The 18,694-nt window shown below is 65.3% G+C and carries 18 protein-coding genes; 5 read left to right on the top strand and 13 right to left on the bottom strand.

The genetic code is table 11. The features are described from left to right. Positions 1 to 62 precede the first annotated feature (62 nt). Both tcuA and J2808_RS12130 read left to right on the top strand, forming a co-directional pair. A complete protein-coding gene (gene tcuA, locus J2808_RS12135; protein ID WP_309816568.1) occupies positions 63 to 1,556 on the top strand; it encodes an FAD-dependent tricarballylate dehydrogenase TcuA in 1,494 nt (497 codons plus the stop codon). Between the two features lie 58 nt (positions 1,557 to 1,614). Next, a complete protein-coding gene (locus J2808_RS12130; RefSeq protein ID WP_309816566.1) occupies positions 1,615 to 2,301 on the top strand; it encodes a GntR family transcriptional regulator in 687 nt (228 codons plus the stop codon). 34 nt (positions 2,302 to 2,335) lie between these two features. Here J2808_RS12130 and J2808_RS12125 read toward each other — a convergent pair whose 3' ends face one another. The 3 genes from J2808_RS12125 to J2808_RS12115 form a co-directional block, all read right to left on the bottom strand. Then, positions 2,336 to 2,647, bottom strand: coding sequence for a hypothetical protein (locus tag J2808_RS12125; RefSeq protein WP_309816562.1), 312 nt, complete (start codon positions 2,645 to 2,647; stop codon positions 2,336 to 2,338). A gap of 49 nt (positions 2,648 to 2,696) precedes the next feature. Further along, positions 2,697 to 3,446 (bottom strand): GAF and ANTAR domain-containing protein, encoded by a 750-nt coding sequence (locus J2808_RS12120; RefSeq protein WP_309816560.1) that lies wholly within the window; start codon positions 3,444 to 3,446, stop codon positions 2,697 to 2,699. Between the two features lie 253 nt (positions 3,447 to 3,699). Continuing rightward, positions 3,700 to 4,860 carry a glutamate--cysteine ligase gene (locus J2808_RS12115; protein WP_309816557.1) on the bottom strand — a complete coding sequence of 387 codons (1,161 nt, stop codon included), beginning with the start codon at positions 4,858 to 4,860 and terminating at the stop codon, positions 3,700 to 3,702. A 311-nt stretch (positions 4,861 to 5,171) separates the two neighbouring features. On the opposite strand from J2808_RS12115, the gene J2808_RS12110 reads away from it, so the two are divergent. Continuing rightward, positions 5,172 to 5,552, top strand: a complete 381-nt coding sequence (locus J2808_RS12110; protein WP_309816556.1) for a VOC family protein — start codon at positions 5,172 to 5,174, stop codon at positions 5,550 to 5,552. 69 nt (positions 5,553 to 5,621) lie between these two features. Here the strand turns inward: J2808_RS12110 and J2808_RS12105 are convergent, their stop codons facing one another. The 9 genes from J2808_RS12105 to J2808_RS12065 all read right to left on the bottom strand — a co-directional run bounded on the left by J2808_RS12105 (position 5,622) and on the right by J2808_RS12065 (position 14,262). Beyond that, positions 5,622 to 6,017, bottom strand: coding sequence for a DUF1801 domain-containing protein (locus J2808_RS12105; protein ID WP_309816553.1), 396 nt, complete (start codon positions 6,015 to 6,017; stop codon positions 5,622 to 5,624). Between the two features lie 77 nt (positions 6,018 to 6,094). Beyond that, a complete protein-coding gene (locus J2808_RS12100) occupies positions 6,095 to 7,033 on the bottom strand; it encodes a TAXI family TRAP transporter solute-binding subunit (protein WP_309816550.1) in 939 nt (312 codons plus the stop codon). After that, the gene (locus J2808_RS12095) at positions 7,030 to 8,550 is read right to left on the bottom strand and encodes a sensor histidine kinase (protein WP_309816547.1); all 1,521 of its coding nucleotides are present in this window, start codon (positions 8,548 to 8,550) and stop codon (positions 7,030 to 7,032) included. Before J2808_RS12095 ends, J2808_RS12100 begins: the two co-directional genes overlap by 4 nt. 3 nt (positions 8,551 to 8,553) lie before the next feature. Next, positions 8,554 to 9,219, bottom strand: coding sequence for a response regulator transcription factor (locus J2808_RS12090; protein ID WP_309816732.1), 666 nt, complete (start codon positions 9,217 to 9,219; stop codon positions 8,554 to 8,556). 82 nt (positions 9,220 to 9,301) lie between these two features. Further along, positions 9,302 to 10,660 carry an MFS transporter gene (locus J2808_RS12085; RefSeq protein WP_309816545.1) on the bottom strand — a complete coding sequence of 453 codons (1,359 nt, stop codon included), beginning with the start codon at positions 10,658 to 10,660 and terminating at the stop codon, positions 9,302 to 9,304. 150 nt (positions 10,661 to 10,810) lie between these two features. Then, a complete protein-coding gene (locus J2808_RS12080; RefSeq protein ID WP_309816543.1) occupies positions 10,811 to 11,539 on the bottom strand; it encodes a GntR family transcriptional regulator in 729 nt (242 codons plus the stop codon). 105 nt (positions 11,540 to 11,644) lie between these two features. Continuing rightward, positions 11,645 to 12,817 carry a CaiB/BaiF CoA transferase family protein gene (locus J2808_RS12075; protein ID WP_309816540.1) on the bottom strand — a complete coding sequence of 391 codons (1,173 nt, stop codon included), beginning with the start codon at positions 12,815 to 12,817 and terminating at the stop codon, positions 11,645 to 11,647. Beyond that, positions 12,818 to 13,699, bottom strand: coding sequence for an HpcH/HpaI aldolase/citrate lyase family protein (locus J2808_RS12070; RefSeq protein WP_309816537.1), 882 nt, complete (start codon positions 13,697 to 13,699; stop codon positions 12,818 to 12,820). Beyond that, entirely contained in the window at positions 13,696 to 14,262 is a 567-nt protein-coding gene (locus J2808_RS12065; RefSeq protein ID WP_309816535.1) for a MaoC family dehydratase, read from the bottom strand. Before J2808_RS12065 ends, J2808_RS12070 begins: the two co-directional genes overlap by 4 nt. A 188-nt stretch (positions 14,263 to 14,450) precedes the next feature. On the opposite strand from J2808_RS12065, the gene J2808_RS12060 reads away from it, so the two are divergent. Further along, positions 14,451 to 15,626 carry an acyl-CoA dehydrogenase family protein gene (locus tag J2808_RS12060; protein ID WP_309816532.1) on the top strand — a complete coding sequence of 392 codons (1,176 nt, stop codon included), beginning with the start codon at positions 14,451 to 14,453 and terminating at the stop codon, positions 15,624 to 15,626. 51 nt (positions 15,627 to 15,677) lie between these two features. Here J2808_RS12060 and J2808_RS12055 read toward each other — a convergent pair whose 3' ends face one another. Beyond that, positions 15,678 to 16,292, bottom strand: a complete 615-nt coding sequence (locus J2808_RS12055; RefSeq protein WP_309816526.1) for a TMEM175 family protein — start codon at positions 16,290 to 16,292, stop codon at positions 15,678 to 15,680. Positions 16,293 to 16,836: 544 nt separating this feature from the next. Here J2808_RS12055 and J2808_RS12050 point away from each other — a divergent pair. Next, complete coding sequence (locus tag J2808_RS12050) at positions 16,837 to 18,657, top strand: glycoside hydrolase family 15 protein (protein ID WP_309816524.1); 1,821 nt, start codon at positions 16,837 to 16,839, stop codon at positions 18,655 to 18,657. Positions 18,658 to 18,694: the final 37 nt, after the last annotated feature.

The raw sequence follows: 18,694 nt of genomic DNA, 5'->3' as shown, positions 1-18,694 counted from the left end.
CTTGCGGCAATTGCATACAATTGTATACAGTGGAATCCATCAACCCAGTGAAAGGACAGCCAATGTCGATCGGTAATGGAGCCGGACCGCGGACTGCGGACAGCGTTGACGTGATTGTGGTGGGCGGCGGAAACGCCGGTTTTACGGCGGCGCACGCTGCAGCGGAGCGCGGACGGCGCGTTGTACTGCTTGAAAAAGGCGAGAAAGACATGGCCGGCGGCAACAGCTTCTACACCGCCGGCGCCACCCGGATAGTGCATAACGGGCTCGATGATTTGCAGGGCCTGGTGGAACCGGATGAGCGGCACGGCCGCACCGTTGTTCCCCCCTACAGTGCTGAGGAATACGCGTCGGACCTGGAAAAGGTCACCGAGGGCCGGAACGACCCCGCACTGACGGAGGTTCTCATCGCGGAAAGCCAGTCCACCCTTCGGTGGCTCAACGGGCTTGGCCTGAAGTACCGGCTGATGTACGAGCGCCAGGCCTATGAGCGCCCAGACGGTTCCTACCTCTTCTGGGGTGGCCTGCATGTGGGTAACGTGGGAGGCGGCGAGGGCCTGATCGAGGACCACACGCGGGTAGCTGCCGAGCTCGGCATCGATGTCCGCTATGGCCACGCGGCGCAAAGCCTCATCGTCGAGAACGGCCGCGTTGCCGGCGTCGTAGTCAAAACCGCTGAAGGGGAGCAGCGCCTCATGGCCGAATCCGTGATCCTCACCGCCGGCGGATTTGAGTCCGACCCCCAGTGGCGGCGGGAGCACCTGGGCGAGGGCTGGCAGAACGCCAAGGTACGGGGTACTCCGTACAACACCGGTGACATGATCGCCGCAGCCTTGGCGATCGGTGCGACCAAGGGCGGGGACTGGAGCACCTGCCACAGCGTCCAGTGGGATGCCTTCACGGCCACCAACGAGAGCAACCGCGAACTCACCAACCGGCTGACCCGGCAGAGCTACCCGTTTGGCATCATCGTGAACACCGACGGCAAGCGTTTCCTGGACGAGGGCGCGGACTTCCGGAACTACACCTATGCCAAATACGGCAAGGAAATCCTCAAGCAGCCCGGATCCGTGGCTTACCAGATCTTCGACGCCACCCTGCGGCCGATGCTGCGCAGCGAGGAATACGACATGCCCGGCATCTCGGTGGAGGTCGCGGACACCATCGAGGACCTGGCCGCCAAAATCGGCCTGGACCCGGAGAGCCTGGCCAAGACCGTGACGGACTTCAACAATTCGATCGACCGCTCCGTCCCGTTCGATCCCACGATCAAGGACGGCCGGAAGGCTGCGACGGAACCGGTCAAGAGCAACTGGGCCGCCCCCATCGAAACCGGCCCCTTCTACGCCTACGGCGTCACCTGCGGGATTACGTTCACGTTCGGCGGCATCAAGTCAGACACGCACGGCCGCGTCCTGGACGCAGACGGCCAGCACATCGAAGGCCTCTTCGTGGCCGGCGAAATGCTCGGTGGTCTCTTCAGCACCAACTACCCGGGCGGCACCGGACTTGCTGCAGGCTGCGTCTTTGGCCGGAGGGCCGGCGTTCTGGCGTAAAGTTCCTTTCGAAGAAGCGAACAGCAATTCCCACTCCAACGCCTCAAGGACCTGCCACGTGACGGACCCAGCAACTCCACGTATTGATGGAGAAAGCATCTTCCAGACCCTGCGCAGCGAGATCCTGTCCGGAGTGCATCAGCCTGGCGCCGCGATTCGCGAAACATCGCTTGCCACCCGCTTCGGCGTCTCCCGGACTCCTGTCCGGGAGGCGCTCTCGCGTCTGCAGCAGGAACGGCTTCTCGAGCGTGTGGCCAGGGGCCTGCAGGTCCCCCAAGTGGACCCCCAGCAGGTCATCCAGATCTATGACATGCGGATTCTCCTCGAGGAGGAGGCCGCGCGCCAGGCAGCCCGCGCCAGGCAGTTCCCCGACCTGATGCGGCTTGAGGCGTTGCTGCAGCGGGACCGGGAACTTCAGGAACCGGATGACCACACCAGGATCATCACCAACCTGGAGTTCCACGCCGCCGTGTGGAACTGCGCCCACAACCCTGTCCTCCAGGATCTGCTGGACAGGTTGTCAACGCACCTCATCCACGCACCGCGTTCCACGCTCTCCACGGCTAACCGCTGGACGGCGGCGCTGGACGAGCACGAGGCATTGATACACGCCATCGAGCAGCAGGACAGCGATGAAGCGGGGAAGATTTCCCGGCAGCACATGGAAACAGCCCGCACCCTGCGCCTGCAGCTGTTACGCGAAACTGCGTTGCAACAACCCTTGAGCAACACGTCCCGCCGCTGAGGAATCCGTCCGCGCCAGGACCGCCGCCTCGGCGCTAAGCCCGCCGGTTCCGGGCTTGCCTTGCCAGCCGGATGAAGGCGTAGACGAAAACGGCCTCGATCAGCAGCAACAGGCCCAGCAACAGCCACTGGCCCTGGGCGATGAAAACGACCGCCCCGGTGACAACAAGCGTGGTGCCGAGGCCCAGCGCGTACAAAGCGAATCCGAGGGCCACCTTCGCGCTGCGCACGCCCGTCCGGAAGCCGAAGCCCACCGGTTCGCCGCCGGGGTAGCCGGGCACCCGGTCGGGGGCCGCCGGCCTGAGCCTGTCGAACTCCTCCCAGGGGTCCGCTTCGGGATTGGTCATAACTCCATTATCCCGCCGCGCCACCCCGGTCAGGTCGGCCGAGGCAGATTCACGCTCCCGTGCGGTTACGAGTGGGGATCTCTCCGCTGCCGGTGAGATGCTCGGCGACGTCCCTGAGTTTGGTGTTTGTTTCCGAGCTGGCCCTGATCAATACCTGGAAGGCCTGCTGGGCAGTGATCTTGAACCTTTCCATCAGTATCCCTTTCGCCTGGCCGATGACGTCACGCGTGTCCAGGGCCTGGTTCAGTTGGCTGATCTCCTGCGCATCGGAGAAGGCGACCGCTGCGTGGGACGCGACCAGGAGACCCACCTGTTCTGATTCCTCGTCGAAAACGTTTGCGTCGTCGCCGTACAGGTTGAGGGCCCCCAAATTGTCCCCTTTGACGAAGAGCTGGAAGGACAGCATGCTCCGTGCGCCGGCATCGTAGGCTGCCGCCGCAAAGTCCGGCCAGCGTTCCTCATGGCCCATATCCGGGACCCTGACAATCCGTTCCTCGTAAGCCGCATCAATACACGGTCCCTGGCCCGTAGCACTCTGCAATGCATCCACCAGCCGGGGGACCTCGCCGGAGGCTGCCTGAGAAAGGACGGTCCTCCTGCCCATTACAAGGCTGATGGAGGCCGCGGCAACGTGCGGTATCAGGTCCAAGGCAGCGTGCACTATGTCAGCCAGGAGGGCATCAGTATCGTCTTCCTCCTGAAGATCCCTGGCAAGGTCGCTGAGTTGCTCTGCGAGGCCAGCTGTCACCGCTGCTTTCTGGTCGGCCGCGTCCTTGGTGTTTCCGGTTCTGAAGGCCATCTGCCCCATCCTCATTGCCGTGTGCTTGCGGTTCTAAAAAGGCAACCCCGTGCTATCTTTGCGGCCGATCAACTTTGTTGGCCCGCGAGGTTGCCGTTCCCTACAGGAATAGTCCCACCAGATCTGCTCATCAGGAAGACGTGGCAGGCACTGTTTCGATGACCGGTTCAGGGTTCCAGGAGGACCCGGGGTCTTCGCCCGTGAGGCTGCGTGGAGGAGGCGGAAGAGGTTACGCTCCAGGGCACGACGGCGGCTACGTCACCGCCGGAACGAGCGGCGCCTGAGTCCGGCTCGGGGACACTGACTGCTGGTACAAATCGGGTTCCTGGTGGGTAAGTACGACGGCGTCGCTCACCACATCAGCCAGCCGGCCGTGCCGCGAGTATGCCTGACGCTGCAGCCTGGCACCGGTTCCGTCGCTGAAGATCCGGTGCAGGGACTCCTCAACGTACGCTGCGTCCCCCGCGTCGTCGAGGGCATCGCGGACATGGGCATGGAGAGCGGCGATGACGTTGCGTGCGGTGTCCGGCTTGTGCGTCAGAGGGTGGAGCAGCTGGCCCTCCATGCCCCACCGGCTCGCCAGCCAGTCAGCCTGGCGCAGAATGACGGCGGGAACCATGTCCGCTTCCTGCCCGGCCTTCCATTCCCGGCCAGCCGTCTCCACCAGGCCGCGCACCAAGGCGGCGAGCAGGACAGTGTCGCGGGGATCAAGGCAGACATCGGAGACGCGGATTTCCACGGTAGGGTGGCGGGCGGAGAGGCGGGCAGCAAAGTCCGGGTTGTTGACCACACCGGTGGCAGACAAGTCGGCCACGCGCTGGTGGTAAGCCTGAGCCGAGCCGAAGACTTCGGTGGGCCCGGCCGAGGACCACCGGTTCCAGGCCTGGGTGCGGAAGCTGGCGTAACCGGTGTCCGCCCCGCTCCAGAACGGGGAGTTTGAGCTTAACGCCATCAGAGGCGGCAGCCAGGACCTGATGCGGTCCAGGATCGCGACGCCCTCCTCGTCGGAGCCGACAGAGACGTGAATATGGCATCCGCAGGTCAGTTGCTCGCGCGCTGTCACGGCAAACTTGTCCAGCAGAGCGTCGTAGCGGCTGTTGCTGGTGGCATGGGGTGTGACAGCCAGCGGAGATGTGGCCAGGGCCGCGATCCTGGCGCCCGATTTCCGGGCGAGCGAGTCTGCGTAGGCGCGTCCAGCCATGATCTCGGCGGCGAGTTCGCCCAGGCTGCTGTGCGGGCGGGTGATCACTTCGAGCTGTTCCTGATGCAGTTCAACGGCGAGCATCGAGTGCGCGCCAGCGGCGGCCGGATCACCGGGGTCGTGGAGGCGCAGCAGGTCCGCGGCCAAAGGCAGGGGACTGCCGGTGGAGGGATCAACGATCAGGAATTCTTCTTCAACACCGAAAGTACGCACCTGCTAAGTGTCGCCGACAAATGCGGCGCCGAACGCCACACCCATTCTCCCCAGCCAAGGGCGACCCGGGCGGCGGGTAAAAGCAGTTGAAATCCCCTATATCCGCGGGCACCAATTCGGTTCCATAATGGCCACATAAGCTTCGGGGACCCTCGCGCCGATGATGGCTGGCGGGGCGTTGCAGAGTCCCAGGTGGCCGCCCCGGCAGTTGGCGCAGCGGACGGCCACGCGGCCCCGGACAAAGGTGTTCCGGGACTGAACCCCGGGGGAGAGCACCGCCACCATCACGAAAAGGCACGAAGGAAATCATCATGCTCAAGGATCGAACCGTCATGGCTGTCCTCGCCGCGAAGGACATCAACAGGGCGAAGGATTTCTATCGCGACAAGCTGGGACTTGAACCGTCCGATTCCATGGAGGAGGACAGCCTGATTTACACCGGGGGTAACGGAACGTCGTTCCTGATCTACCAGACAGAGAATGCCGGGTCGGCCAAAAACACCCAGATGGGCTGGGAAACGGACAATCTTGAAAGTGAGATGGAGGAACTGAAGGGCCGCGGCGTTGTGTTTGAGGACTACGATTTTCCCGGGCTGAAGACGGAGAACGGCGTGGCCACGAACGACTGGGGGAAGGCGGCCTGGTTCCTCGACAGCGAGGGGAACATTCTCAACATCTCCCAGCGGACCTGACCAGCCACCTGACGGCATGCCGCAACAGGCCGCACTTGCCGCCAGGGCAAGCGCGGCCTACGCTGCGGGCTACTGGCTGTCCTTGATTTTCCGCCAGCCGCCGGCACGGTTGTTGGCAATGATGGCCCGGAAGATCTCCACCAGCGCCTCGTCGTTCACAGGGTCGTCTCGGTGGAACGCCACCGTGCGGCCGGTCTTGTTGTTGTGGCCGGCCGTGATGATGTTCTGCGGATCCGGGACGATGCCGCCGTCGTACAGGAATACGTTGACGTGGTTCTTCGCCGCGAGGAGGGCGCAGACGTTGCCTGACAGCACAAAGTAGGGCTGGACGGTGCGTTTGATGGTTTCCTGGACGTCCGGATCGGCCGCATGCACCAGGTCGCGGACCTGCTGGCAGATGGCTTGCTGCCAGTCCGGGAGGGCTTCGATGTAGTGGTCAACCCGGGCGTCTTTGACGTAGTCCATGGCTTCAGTCCTTGATGAAGGGAGACATGCTGGCAGTATCCCAAGACGGCGGCCCGGTGACAATCAGTCCGAGAGGTCTAGCCGTGCAAACGCCGGTAGGCCTCGGCCGCCCCCGGGTGCAGCGGAATGCCCGATGTTGAGATCAGGGAGCGGGCGTCAAGGTACTGGGCACCAAGGGCCCCGGCAGGGATGAGGTCCGCTGCCCGCGTCACCAGGATCTCGACGATCCTGCCGGCTACTGCCGCGGGGATGTCCGGCCGGGCGAGCAGCAGGCTGGCCACGCCAATGGTTCCCACGCCGGCGCTTGAGCCGTAGATACCCGCGGGTATGTCGGCCGCAGCATAGACTCCGCCAAAGCGCTCACTCAGCACTCGCTGTTCTGCCGAAAGGTCGATCAACCGGATCGCCGTGGATCCCTGCGCACTCGCCTGCGGATCCACCGCCAGGACGGGTATCCCGCCGGCGAACAGTGCGGCCTGAATCTCGCCGCGCGCCATCGCGGAGGTCACATCGGTGAGAGCCACGGGGCGCATGGTGATATTGCCGGTGGTCAGTCCGCTCGCTTCGAGGATGCGCAGCCCGGTGAACTGCGTGCCTGAGTTGTCCGGGCCGAGGCTCACCACTTTGCCTTTCAGCTCTGCCATGCTGCGGATGGGCGATTCTGCCGGGACGGCCAGTTGAAAGTAGTTCTGGTAAAGCCGGCCGATGGACTGCACGCCTTCCGGCGCAACCACTGCGGCATCGCCCAGCGCGAGGGCCAGGTCCACCGCTCCACTCCGCAGCAGATCCAGGTTCTCCGCGGTCCCTGCCGAAGGCCGCGGGCTAAGGCGGAAATCGGCGCCTGCGGTGTCCACGGTATGGGCGAGCAGCGCGGTGAATTCGCTGAAGAAGCCTCCTGGCTCCCCGGCTCCCAAAGAATATTCGGGACGCTTCGTGTCCGTGCAGGCGGTCATCAAGAGTCCGACGGCGGCGGCTCCGGCGCCGAGAAACAGGCGGCGGTCCACTAAACGATTCATGGGGCACCATCCCCGGGCCCGGATTCCGCCGGGTGGTGCTGTGCGTCGCGCCGGGGTGCCGCGGGCAGGCGGACGACGGCGGTCAGCCCGCCGCCACCGGGGGTGGCCGAGAACTCGAGGCTGCCGCCGAACGATGCCAGCAGGGCGTCCGCGATGGCCAGGCCGAGGCCGGTTCCCGGCCGCCCGGAACCTGTGCGGTCGGCCGATGATGCCCCGCGGTAGAAGCGCTCGGTGAGCCGTGCGCGCTGGTCGGCGCTGACGCCGGGACCGTTGTCCGCCACGGAGATGGCCATCATGCCGTCAGACGCCGGCGCGCTGGCACATGACACCCGGACGTGGGCACCGGCCCCTGCGTATTTGCATGCGTTGTCGATCAAAACGTCCAGGACCTGGCCGAGCGCGGCTTCCGTTATCGCGGCGGCTGTTGCCGGGCCGCTGGGCGCGGACTCCGCGTAGGAGGCGCCGCCGTCGAACGTTAACTGCACACCGCGCACGGCCGCCGGACCCTGCCAAAACCCTGTCCGGTCCGCCGCCACGCTGAACGGCACGCACCGGGCCCCCTGTTTTTCGCCACCCTCCAGTGGTGCCTCGGCCGTTGCCAGGGCGAGCAGGTCATCAAGAATGGCGGTGAACCGCAGCGACTCAGCCGTCGCCCGCTCGTAGTTGGTGTGGCCGGCCGACGAGACATGCGGTTCGAGAAAGTCCAGGCGCAGCTGCAGGGCCGCGAGCGGGTTCCGGAGCTGGTGCGCGGCGTCCGCCACCAGGCGCCGCTGCGAGAGGCTGGAACGCTCGACGGCGGCAGCCATCTGTTCGAAGGACTGTGCCAGGGCGCGGAGTTCCGGCGGCCCCTGCCGGGCAAGTTCAGTATCCGGCGCGGGGTGGGGCTCCTTTGCAGGAACGCCAAACGGCAGGCTGGCGGTCAGGCGCCGCAGCCGGCGGCTGAGCAGTTCCAGCGGGCGCAGGACCCAGCGGCTGACCGCAACTGCCAGGACGCCGAACGCCAGCAGGGCAGCGATCATGCCGAGGAATATGTACAGCCACTGCTGGCCGATGTCGGCCTTCGCGGCGCGGGTGGAGGAAACGATCAGGACGGCCCCGTCCAGCTGGCCGTCCGTGCCCACGGGTTTGGCGAACACCACCTCATCCGGACCCCACGGGGTCAGTGCGCCGAGGTCGGCGGCGGCCTGGTTGCGCAGAGCCCGGGACACAGACTCCGAGAGGGCGGGCGCATCCGGGCTGATTCCTTCGCCGTGGGATGGCATTCCCTTGGTGGAGACCACGGCCAGCTTGTCACCGTACAGCTGGTGGTAGATCCGCATTTCATCGAACAAAGAGCCAGAGCTTCCCGTGGTCACATAGCCGGACGCCAGCCCCACGAACCGCTGGAGGTCGGAGTCACGGCTGAGCACAAACTGCTGTGTCCGGGCGTCGGCGATGGACGAGGCCAAGGGAAACCCGAAGCCGGTGACTGCGAGCGCGGTCAGTGCGGCCAGCACCCACAACAGCCGGTTCCGCACGGGTCAGGCCGTCCAACGGTAGCCGAAACCGCGCATGGTCTCGATCAGTCCGTCGCGTTCCAGCTTGGCCCGCAGGGCGTTCATATGGACGTCCAGGGAGCGCGAGACGGACACAAACGCGTCACCCCAGATCCGGTCCATGAGGAACTGCCGGCTCACGGCACTGCCCGGATTCTCCACCAGGAGGGCCAACAGGTCGAACTCCTTGGCGGTCAGCGGGATCTGGCGCCCGCCAACAGCCACGGTCCGCGAGGCCAGGTCCACCTCAATGTCGCCGAAGGTCCGCAGATGCTCGCGCTGTTCCGGCACGGTCCTTTTGGAGGCGCGCCGGCCAATCGCCTCGATCCGTGCCAGCAGTTCAGCCATCCGGACGGGCTTGACCAGGTAGTCATCCGCCCCGCTGCGCAGGCCGCGGACCACCGAGCGTTCATCGGCCCTGGCCGTCAGGATCAGGACCGGTACCAGGCTCACCTGCCGCAGGCGCCGCAGCACGTCGATGCCGTCCAGGTCCGGCAGGCCGAGGTCCAGCAGGACAACGTCGAATTCGGGATGCCGGGTCAGGATGTCCATGCCGTGGCTCATCCGGGAAGCCCCGATCTGGTGCATGGCGAGGCCGTCCACCAGTGCGCCGGCCACCCCGTCGTCGTCTTCGACGATCCCTACGTGTATCAAGGCATCTCCTGCTCATAGAAGTCGGCGGCGCAGCCTGGGCTGCGCCGCCGACGTGCATTCCACCTAAGGGTAGGCGGACCTAGGCGTTTACCGACACCCGCGGATCCGGGGCGGACTCGGGCTTCTGCAGGTCCGCTTCCAGCTGCGAGGACTTGGCGGGGTCCTTGACCATGATGGCCGCCACCAGGGTCAGGGCGATGCAGCCGGTGACGTACCAGAAGAAGACGGACTCGTTGCCGGCCTGCTTCAGTGCCAAGGCGATGGGCTCGGCGGTTCCGCCAAAGACCGCCGCAACGATGGCGTGAGGGAGGCCGACGCCCAACGCACGCACCTTGGTGGGGAACATTTCCGCCTTCACGATGGCGCTCAGAGCGGTGTAACCGGTGACGAAGACCAGGCCCAGCATCATCAGGCCGAAGGCTGCGAAGACGTTCGTTGTGGTCGAGAGCAGCGTCAGGATGGGGACGGTGGCCACAGTGCCGCCGACGGAGAAGAAGAGCATCACCTTACGGCGGCCGTAGCGGTCCGAGAGTGCACCCGCAATAGGCTGCAGGCAGACGAAGATCAGGAGCGCCACAAAGCTGATGATCGAGGCGTCTTCCTTGGCGATCCCTGAGGTGTTGACCATGTATTTCTGCATGTACGTGGTGTAAACGTAGAACGCCACGGTGCCGCCGAGGGCCAGCCCGAACACGGCGAGGAGCTGGCGCGGGTACTGCATCAGGGCGCGGAGCGAACCGGTGGGCTTGGCGGTGCTGGACTCGCGGCCGGCTTTTTCAATCAGGTAGTGCTCGGACTCGTCCATGCCGCGCCGCAGGATCATGACGCCCAGGCCTGCGACGGCGCCGACGATAAACGGCACGCGCCAACCCCATTCGCTCATCTGCTCAGGGGAGAGCAGCTGCTGCAGCACGATCATGACCAGGAGGGCGGCCAGCTGGCCCAGGATGATCGACACGTACTGGAAGCTGGAGTAGAAGCCGCGCTTGCCCGGCGTCGCGATCTCTGACAGGTACGTGGCGCTGGAGCCGAATTCCCCGCCGACGCTGAGGCCCTGGAGGAGCCGGGCCAGCACGAGGAGGATGGGGGCCAGGATGCCGATGGTGGCGAAGGACGGCGTCAGGGCGATGACCAGGGAGCCGCCGCTCATGAGGAGGACCGAGAGCGCCAGCGCGTTCCGGCGTCCGTAGCGGTCGGCGTACATGCCCAGGATCCAGCCGCCGAGCGGCCGCATCAGGAAGCCGACGGCGAACACAACGCCGGTGGACAGCAGCTGGGCGGTGAGGTTCCCCGCCGGGAAGAACGATGCTGCGAAGTAGATGCTGAATGAGGCGTAGATGAACCAGTCGAACCATTCAATGAAGTTGCCCAGGCAACCCTTGATGACGTTGCTGACGACCCGCGATTTCTGCGGCGCCGCTGCCTTGTTCCGTGCCATTGAAACTCCCTTGTTTCCTGCGCCCCGGGGTGGGGCCGTGTCTAGTGCTGATACCAATGTGGGTCAGCTCACAGGAATTGGGGAGGCGGAACGGGGAAACTTAACCGTGCCTTAAGAAAGAGGCTGAGGGTGGTGCAGGGGACGACGGCGTCACCCGGCTGCGGCGGCCTCTGCGGCGGTTTTATCGGTGGTGTCTTCGGTGTCCTCGGCGGCGGCCATGCGCGCGTCGAAGTGGGAGGCCAGGAGCTCGCCTGAGTGAACGATGTGCTGCTGCATGGCAGCCCGGGTCGCCTCCGGGTCATGGGCCTGGATGCCTTTGAGGAGCTCGGCGTGGTCATTCATGGTGGCCTGGGGCCAGCCGGGGATGGAGGAGTAGAACTGCCGGGGGACGTAGCGGGTGACCAGGCCCAGGACCCAGACGGTTTTCCGGGAATTGGCCATCAGGTTGATCTCGCGGTGGAAGGCGTGGTTCTTCTCTTCCAGGAGTTCGTGGTTGTTCCGGGCGGCGGCAGCGCTCAGCTCGTGATGCAGTGCTTCGAGTTCGGCTACATCCTGCGCGCTGGCGTTGGCGGCGGCCCGGGCGGCCAGTTCGCCGCCGATGAGGGCCTGGACCTGGAAAAGGTCACGGATGTCCTGTCCGGTCAGCGGTGCCACCACAAATCCGTGCCGTGGCACGAGTTCCAGGAAGCCTTCCACCCGCAGGGCCTGCAGCGCCTCCCGGGCCGGCGTGGAGGAAATGCCCAGGTCCTCGCCGATGGTTTCGGGCCGGACCAGCGTCCCGGGCCGCAGTTCACCGGACATGATGAGGCCCCGGATATGGGCGGTGGCCTTCTCGCTCAGTTGCGGGCGGGCGCTGCTGCGGGGGCTGCGGCTGGTCATGGGCTGCGGACTCTTTCTGATCAATTTCCCCACCTAACATACGGCATCAGCCCCGGCCGGCCTGGGGGACAGGCCTGCCGTGGCTGATGCGCAACCAGGAGAGATTCAGTTGGGGGTTTCGAGCGCAGCCAGGCCGGGCGCGCCGAGTCCCAGTTCGGCCAGGATTTTCCCGGTGTGCTCGCCGATCTCCGGCACCGGATCCATCCTGACGTCCACTTCCCGGGACGTGACCGGTGGGAGCAGGCTGCGCAGCGGTCCCACGGGGGAGTCAACGTCCCGCCAGCGGTTGCGCTCGGCCAGCTGGGGGTGCGCGGAGAACTCGTGCATGTCCCGCAGTTGGGCGTTGGCAATTCCTGCGGCGTCGAGCCTTGCCAGGACCTCGGCCGCCGGCAGCGTGCCGAGGACCGCGTTGATGGCCTCATGCAGCGCCGGGCGGTTGTCCACGCGCAGCGCGTTGCCGGCGAAGCGTGCATCGCTTGCCAGGCCGGGCTGCTGCAGCACGTCGGCGCAGAACTTGGCCCATTCGCGCTCGTTCTGGATGCCGAAGAACACGGTGCCGTCGGCGGCGCCGAACGGTCCGTAGGGTGCGATGCTGGCGTGCTGGGCGCCGGCGCGGGCGGGCGGGGCCCCGCCGTATTGGGCGTAGAAGTACGGCTGGGCCATCCATTCGCCCAGTGCTTCGAGCATGGAGACCTCCAGGACGTCGCCGCGGCCGGTGGTGGCCCGCTGCAGCAGTGAGGTCAGGATGCCCGAGTAGGCGTACATGCCGGCGGAGACGTCGGCGATAGACACGCCCACCTTGGCGGGCGAGTCCGGGGTGCCGGTGACGCTGAGCAGGCCTGCTTCACACTGGACCAGCAGATCGTAGGCCTTCTTCTGCTCGTAGGACCCGCCGCGGCCGTAGCCCGAGATCGAGGCGTGGATCAGCCGCGGGTTCAGGGCCAAGGCCTCGTCCGGGCCCAGGCCCAGGCGTTCGATGGCGCCGGGTGCGAGGTTTTGGACCAGCACGTCAGCGGTGGAGATGAGCTTGCGCAGCACGGCCATGCCTTCGTCGGATTTGAGGTCCAGGACGATGCTCTCCTTGGACCTGTTCAGCCACACGAAGTAGCTGGCCATGCCGTGGACCTTGGTGTCGTATCCGCGGGCGAAGTCCCCGGTGTCGCGTTCCACCTTGATGACCCGGGCGCCCAGGTCGGCGAGTTGCCGGGTGGCGAACGGGGCCGCGACGGCCTGTTCCAGGGAGATGACGGTGATGCCCGCCAGGGGTAGGCGTCCCATTTACTGTTCCTTCCCTGCGCGCTGCAGGATCCGTTTGGCCCGCTCGGTTACGGGGCGGTCGATCATCTGGCCATCGACCTGGGCGGCGCCGCCTTCGGCGCCGATCACGGACAGCGCCCACTTTACGTCTGCCTCCGTGGGCGCGAACGCCCCGTGCACGGTGGCCAGCTGGGCGGGGTGGATGCAGAGCTTGCCGCCGAAGCCGAAGTTCCGGGCCAGCCGGGCTGACTCCGCCACGCGGGTGGTGTCCTTGATATCGGTGGAGGGTGAATCCAGCGGCGCGGCGATGCCGGCAGCGCGGGAGGCCAGGACCAGCTGGGCCCGGGCATGGTCCAGGAACCGGTCCCCGCCGTCGGCGTCGATGTCCAGGGCGAAGTCGATGGCGCCGAACGCCAGCCGGGTCACGCCCGGCACCCGGGCCAGCTCCACTGCGTTCACCACGCCGAGCGCGGATTCGACCAGGGGGACGAGGGCAAGGTGTTTTGGCATGTCCGCGCGCAGCTGCCGCAGGGCGCCGGGATCTTCGGCCTTCGGCACCACGATGCCCAGCAGACCCGACCCCGGCGCCTGGGCGGCGGAGAGCAGCAACGTGATGTCGGCGTCGTAATGCCCGGAACCCTGCGGGTTCACCCGCACCAGCGCACGCACTCCTGCGCCGCCGTCGGATGGTGCCACAGCCTCCACCGCAGCGGCCAGCGCAGCGGACTTCGCCTCCGCGGCGACGGCGTCCTCGAGATCGATGATCACGACGCCGGCGCCCGTGGCGGCTGCCTTGGCGAACCGTTCGGGGCGGTCACCGGGGACGAACAAGGCGGTGACGGCTGCGGCGACAGTTTCCGTGGCGGTGAGGCCGGCTGCCGTGAGGCCTGCGGGCGCCGTCACTGGAAGTCCCCGATCGAGGGCAGCGAGGACTCATCCGGGCGGGCGGATTCGACGCCCGGGAGGTGGCCCTGCCGGTACACCATGAACGTGCGGCGGTAGCTGATCACGATCTTGCTGTCCTGGTTGAAGCCCTCGGTGGCGACGGTGACCAGGCCGAGGTAGGGGCGGGACTTCGATTCCCGAACGGAGAGGACCTTGGAGCGCGAGTAGATGGTGTCGCCTTCATAGACGGGGTTCGGCATGCGCACCTCGTCCCAGCCCATGTTCGCGAAAACGTTCATGGAGAGGTCGATGGTGGACTGGCCGGTGACCAGCGCCAGCGTGAAGGTGGAGTTGACCAGCGGCAATCCGAACTCGGTGGCCTTGGCAAAATTGCGGTCCACGTGGGTCTTGGCCACGTTCTGCGTCATGAGCGTGAAGGACTGGTTGTCCGCCTCCGTCACCGTCTTGCCGAAGGGGTGGTAGTAGATGTCGCCGGGGGCGAAGTCTTCAAACAGGCGGCCTGTCCAGCCCTCCACTACGCGGTCTTCGGTTGTTGCAGACTGGGTTGCTTCGTCGGTCATTATTGATCTCTCCTTGCTTCAATATATTACTTCTCCCTGCCAAGTCTCCCGTCGGATACCTCGCATTGTCAAGGATTCTGCATGCAGACCAAGGCATAAAGCGACTCTTGCCAATTCCTAATATATTGGCGTATCGTCATGTTCCAGAGGTGACGGAAGGTCGCCAGCAACGTTTCGAAGGAGCACCGATGCAAACCCTCACCGCCGGACTGGACCAGCTGCGTGAGCAGACCCGCATTCTCTGCGAAGGCTTCCCGGACGAGTACTGGCGCGAGACGGACCGCAACCGGCGCTACCCGCAGGAGTTCGTGGACACGCTCACCGAGGCGGGCCTGCTCTCCGCCCTCATCCCCGCTGAGTACGGCGGCCTGGGTCTGGGCCTGACCGAGGCCAGTGTCATCATGGAGGAAATCAACAAGTCCGGCGGCCACTCGGCGGCATGCCACGCGCAGATGTACACCATGGGTGCCTTGCTCCGGCACGGCAACGCGGCCCAGAAGAACGAGTACCTGCCGCAGATCGCCGCCGGCACGCTGCGGCTGCAGGCCTTCTCCATCACCGAAGACAAGGCAGGCTCAGACACCACCAGCATCGAAACCGCGGCCGTGCGCGACGGCGACGATTTCGTCATCACCGGCCACAAGAGCTGGACCAGCCGCATCGACGAATCCGACCTCCTCTTCGTCCTCGCCCGCACCTCCGAAAAGCCCGCAGGCAAAGGCACCGACAAGACCCACGGCCTGACCCTTTTCCTTGTAGACCTGCGCCAGGTCCGGGCCGAACAGCCGGACACCCTCGAAGTGGTCAAGGTCCGCACCATGTTCAACTACGCCACCAACCAGATCCACTACCACGGCATGCGCGTCCCGGCATCAGCCGTCATAGGCGAGGTGGGCAACGGCTTCCGCTACGTCATCGACGGCTGGAACGCCGAACGCATCCTGCTCGCCTCCGAGGCAATCGGCGACGGCTACTGGTTCACCAAGCGCGGCGTGGACTACGCCAACAGCCGCGAAGTGTTCGGCCGCAAAATCAGCACCAACCAGGGCGTGCAGTTCCCCATCACCGACGCGTACATGAAGGTCCGCGCCGCGGACATGATGCGCTACGAAGCCGCCCGGCTCTTCGACGCCGGCGAGCCCTGCGGCGCAGAGGCCAACATGGCCAAGCACCTCGCCTCCGAAGCCAGCTGGGCCGCCGCCAACGCCTGCCTCGACACCCACGGCGGGTACGGCTTCGTGGATGAGTACGACGTCGAACGCAAGTTCCGCGAAACCCGTATGTTCCAGGTCGCCCCGGTCAACAACAACATGATCAAGAGCTTCGTGGCCACCAAGGTCCTGGGCCTGCCCCGCTCCTACTGAGAGGTTTTTGCTGACAGGCATTGGCTGCCGGGCCTCAGGGCCCGGCAGCCTTCAGCGTACGCCTGCCTTGCGGCCGGACAACCGTCGGGAGATGAGGGCGGCGGGCAGGATAAGGAACCATACATATGGGGTGTTGCTGCCCAGGATGAATGCGGCCGGGATGCTCACGAGAAAGACCGCAGGGGCAGTCATCCTGCCCCGGAAGATCCGCCGGTGTTCCTGTGCGTCCACGCTGTCATCCGTCAGTCCTTTGCGCCAGGCGTAGCTCCACATGCCGGCGAGCGAAAGGTAGACGCCGGAAATGGTCGCGGCGTAAAGGACGCTTGGCCATGGGCTCGGATTGCCGCCGTAATCGCTGAGCACCGACGTAGTGGCGGGCAGCATCACAATGAAAAACAACAGCAGCATGTTCAGCCAGGCGAGCCCGGGGCTGAAGTCCCGGATGCGGAAGAAGTCAGTGTGGTGGGACATCCATACGCGGGCGATGATGACGAACGACAAGGCGAAGGCAAATAATTCCGGAAGGCCGTCAATGAGCTCGGCATTCAGGCGGTCTGGTGGAATTCCGAGGGGGAGTTTGAGGTCGAGCGCCAAAAGCGTCAAGGCGATGGCGAAGACTGCATCGCTGAAGAACACCATGCGTTCCAGGGGGATTGCTTTCTCCACAACACCGTTCCTTCCTCGCCGTTCCGGTGGCGAGTTTTCCTGCCATTCCGGAGGTTGAGCCTGTCGAAACTCTAAGGGTTCGCAGGCGTCAAAAGAATGGGCGGAAAGAGAAGGCCGGTACGGGCCGTGAACGCTCAGTACATGTCGCGGCTGGTCGCCCAGCGCTCAATGGCGAGTGACACGGCCGTCGCCTGGCAGACACGTGAAAAAGGCAGGCTGCTGGACGGGAGCAAATGGGACTACGAGCCACTGGCCGCCATAGAATTCCACGTACGAATCCGAGGGGCACCCTGCGTAGGCTTCTTCTCGTGTCATGTCGATCGGTCTTTCTCGCTAGGTAGTGGACTGCTGGGACTGGTAGCCGCCGATGGGGTGGGCTTGGCTTCTATCGTCCTGTCATTCGCGGGTAGGGGTAACGCTGATTCGGGATGGTTTAACCCACCCTTTTTGATAGGAAGCTGTCGGTTTGTTGGTTCCGTGACGGTCAGGTTGGACAGACGAAGGGGCCTAACCGGGTTGGAAAATTTGTGGTTGAGTGGGGTGCATGGCTGCTCCCATCGAGGATTATGCGTTGCTGTCGGATCTTCAGACCGGGCCTCTTATTTCCCGGGATGGCAGCGTGGATTGGCTTTGTTTCCCGCGTTTCGATTCTCCGTCGGTGTTTAGCCGGATCCTGGGCACGGACGAGCATGGCCGTTGGCTGTTGGCGCCCAGTGAGGCGGACGCTGTGGTTGCGGATCGGCGCTATGTTGACTCGACGTTTGTGCTGCAAACCGTTTGGCGGACCGGTGGCGGGTCCGTGCTGGTGACGGATTTCATGCCGCTGGGGGACAGCGGATCATCCCTTGTCCGCCGGGTTACCGGGTTGGAAGGCAGCGTCGAGATGCGCCAGGAGCTTCGAATCCGGCCGGGGTATTCAACGGTCCTGCCGTGGGTGAGCCGGGTGCGCGATAATGCGCAGGCGGCGGCGCCGGTGCTGTTGGCGATGGCCGGTCCGGATGCTTTCGCGCTGCGGGGGCCTCATCTTCCGCAGGCCCATGCGCACGGGCACGAGGGGGTATTCCTGGTTGCGGAGGGTGAGCAGGTGGATTTTGAACTGGCATGGTTTCCCTCGCACCGGCCCTTGCCCGCGGCGACGGACGTTGATGCCGCCCTTGACGAGGCGGCTGATTATTGGAGCCGCTGGGGAAGTCACTGCCGGCAGGACGGCGCGTATGGGGGTGCGGTGAAGCGTTCGTTGTTGGTGCTGCGGGCCCTGACGCATTTTGATACGGGCGGCATTGTGGCAGCGCCCACCACGTCCCTCCCCGAGGATTTTGGTGGGCCGCGGAACTGGGACTACCGGTACTGCTGGTTGCGGGATGCGGCGCTGACGCTGGAGTCGATGCTGACCCATGGCTATGAGACGGAGGCACTGCAGTGGCGGAACTGGCTGCTTCGGGCCCTGGCCGGGGATCCCGAGCAGATGCAGATCATGTATGGGGTGGGGGGAGAACGGGAGCTCCCGGAACGCGAACTCGCCCAACTCCCCGGCTACGAAGACTCCAAGCCTGTCAGGATTGGAAACGCGGCCGTATCCCAGTTCCAGGCCGATGTTGTTGGCGAAGTGATGGTGGCCTTGGAACGGCTGCGGATGGCGGGAGGCAAGGAGGACCATTTCTCCTGGGCCCTGCAGCAGGCACTCCTGGGATTCGTCGAAAAACACTTCGATGACAAGGACTTTGGCCTGTGGGAGATGCGCGGTGAGGCACAGTACTTCACCCATTCGCGGGTGATGATGTGGGCCGCCTTCAACAGCGGGGTCCGGGCGGTCCGGATCCACGGACTGGCGGGAGATGCGGCCAAGTGGGAGCAGCTCCGTGACCGGCTGCGGGAGGAGATCATGCGCGAGGGATTCAACCGGAGCATCGATTCCTTTACGCAGACCTATGGCGGTACGCAAACGGACGCGGCGCTGCTGGTCATGCCCCAGGTCGGTTTTCTCCCCTACAACGATGAGCACATGCTCGGCACGGTCAGACGGCTGGAGCAGGAGCTCCTGACCGGCGAGGGCCTGTTGCTGCGCTACCGGACAGAGAGCGGTGTGGACGGCCTGGAACCGGGCGAACATCCATTCCTCGCCTGCTCCTTCTGGCTCGTGGAGCAGTATGCGCGCACCGGCCGGCAGGCCGAGGCCAAGATCCTGATGGACAGGCTCGTGGGGTTTGCCAACGAGCTCGGCCTGCTCAGCGAGGAATACGCAACGGACGAGGACCGGATGGCCGGGAACTTTCCCCAGGCCTTCTCCCACCTGACCCTGGTCAGGGCCGCCGATGCCATGCACGGGGTGGACCGCCTCAGCCTGGCCGTCGACACTCCCGAATAGTGGCACGGCCTCGGAGGTGCCTGGAGCGGAAACCAGC

The organism is Pseudarthrobacter sulfonivorans, assembly GCF_031454915.1.
GTDB lineage: Bacteria > Actinomycetota > Actinomycetes > Actinomycetales > Micrococcaceae > Arthrobacter > Arthrobacter sulfonivorans_C.
The sequence above is the reverse complement of the archived record's forward strand: the minus strand, read 5'-3'. Positions and strand labels throughout refer to the sequence as shown.

Coding starts and splice junctions, on each gene's coding strand:
- J2808_RS12085 (WP_309816545.1), bottom strand. CDS start 10,660: ATGGCACGGAACAAGGCAGCGGCGCCGCAGAAATCGCGGGTCGTCAGC.
- J2808_RS12125 (WP_309816562.1), bottom strand. CDS start 2,647: ATGACCAATCCCGAAGCGGACCCCTGGGAGGAGTTCGACAGGCTCAGG.
- J2808_RS12050 (WP_309816524.1), top strand. CDS start 16,837: ATGGCTGCTCCCATCGAGGATTATGCGTTGCTGTCGGATCTTCAGACC.
- tcuA (WP_309816568.1), top strand. CDS start 63: ATGTCGATCGGTAATGGAGCCGGACCGCGGACTGCGGACAGCGTTGAC.
- J2808_RS12065 (WP_309816535.1), bottom strand. CDS start 14,262: ATGACCGACGAAGCAACCCAGTCTGCAACAACCGAAGACCGCGTAGTG.
- J2808_RS12060 (WP_309816532.1), top strand. CDS start 14,451: ATGCAAACCCTCACCGCCGGACTGGACCAGCTGCGTGAGCAGACCCGC.
- J2808_RS12100 (WP_309816550.1), bottom strand. CDS start 7,033: ATGAATCGTTTAGTGGACCGCCGCCTGTTTCTCGGCGCCGGAGCCGCC.
- J2808_RS12080 (WP_309816543.1), bottom strand. CDS start 11,539: ATGACCAGCCGCAGCCCCCGCAGCAGCGCCCGCCCGCAACTGAGCGAG.
- J2808_RS12105 (WP_309816553.1), bottom strand. CDS start 6,017: ATGGACTACGTCAAAGACGCCCGGGTTGACCACTACATCGAAGCCCTC.
- J2808_RS12110 (WP_309816556.1), top strand. CDS start 5,172: ATGCTCAAGGATCGAACCGTCATGGCTGTCCTCGCCGCGAAGGACATC.
- J2808_RS12120 (WP_309816560.1), bottom strand. CDS start 3,446: ATGGCCTTCAGAACCGGAAACACCAAGGACGCGGCCGACCAGAAAGCA.
- J2808_RS12075 (WP_309816540.1), bottom strand. CDS start 12,817: ATGGGACGCCTACCCCTGGCGGGCATCACCGTCATCTCCCTGGAACAG.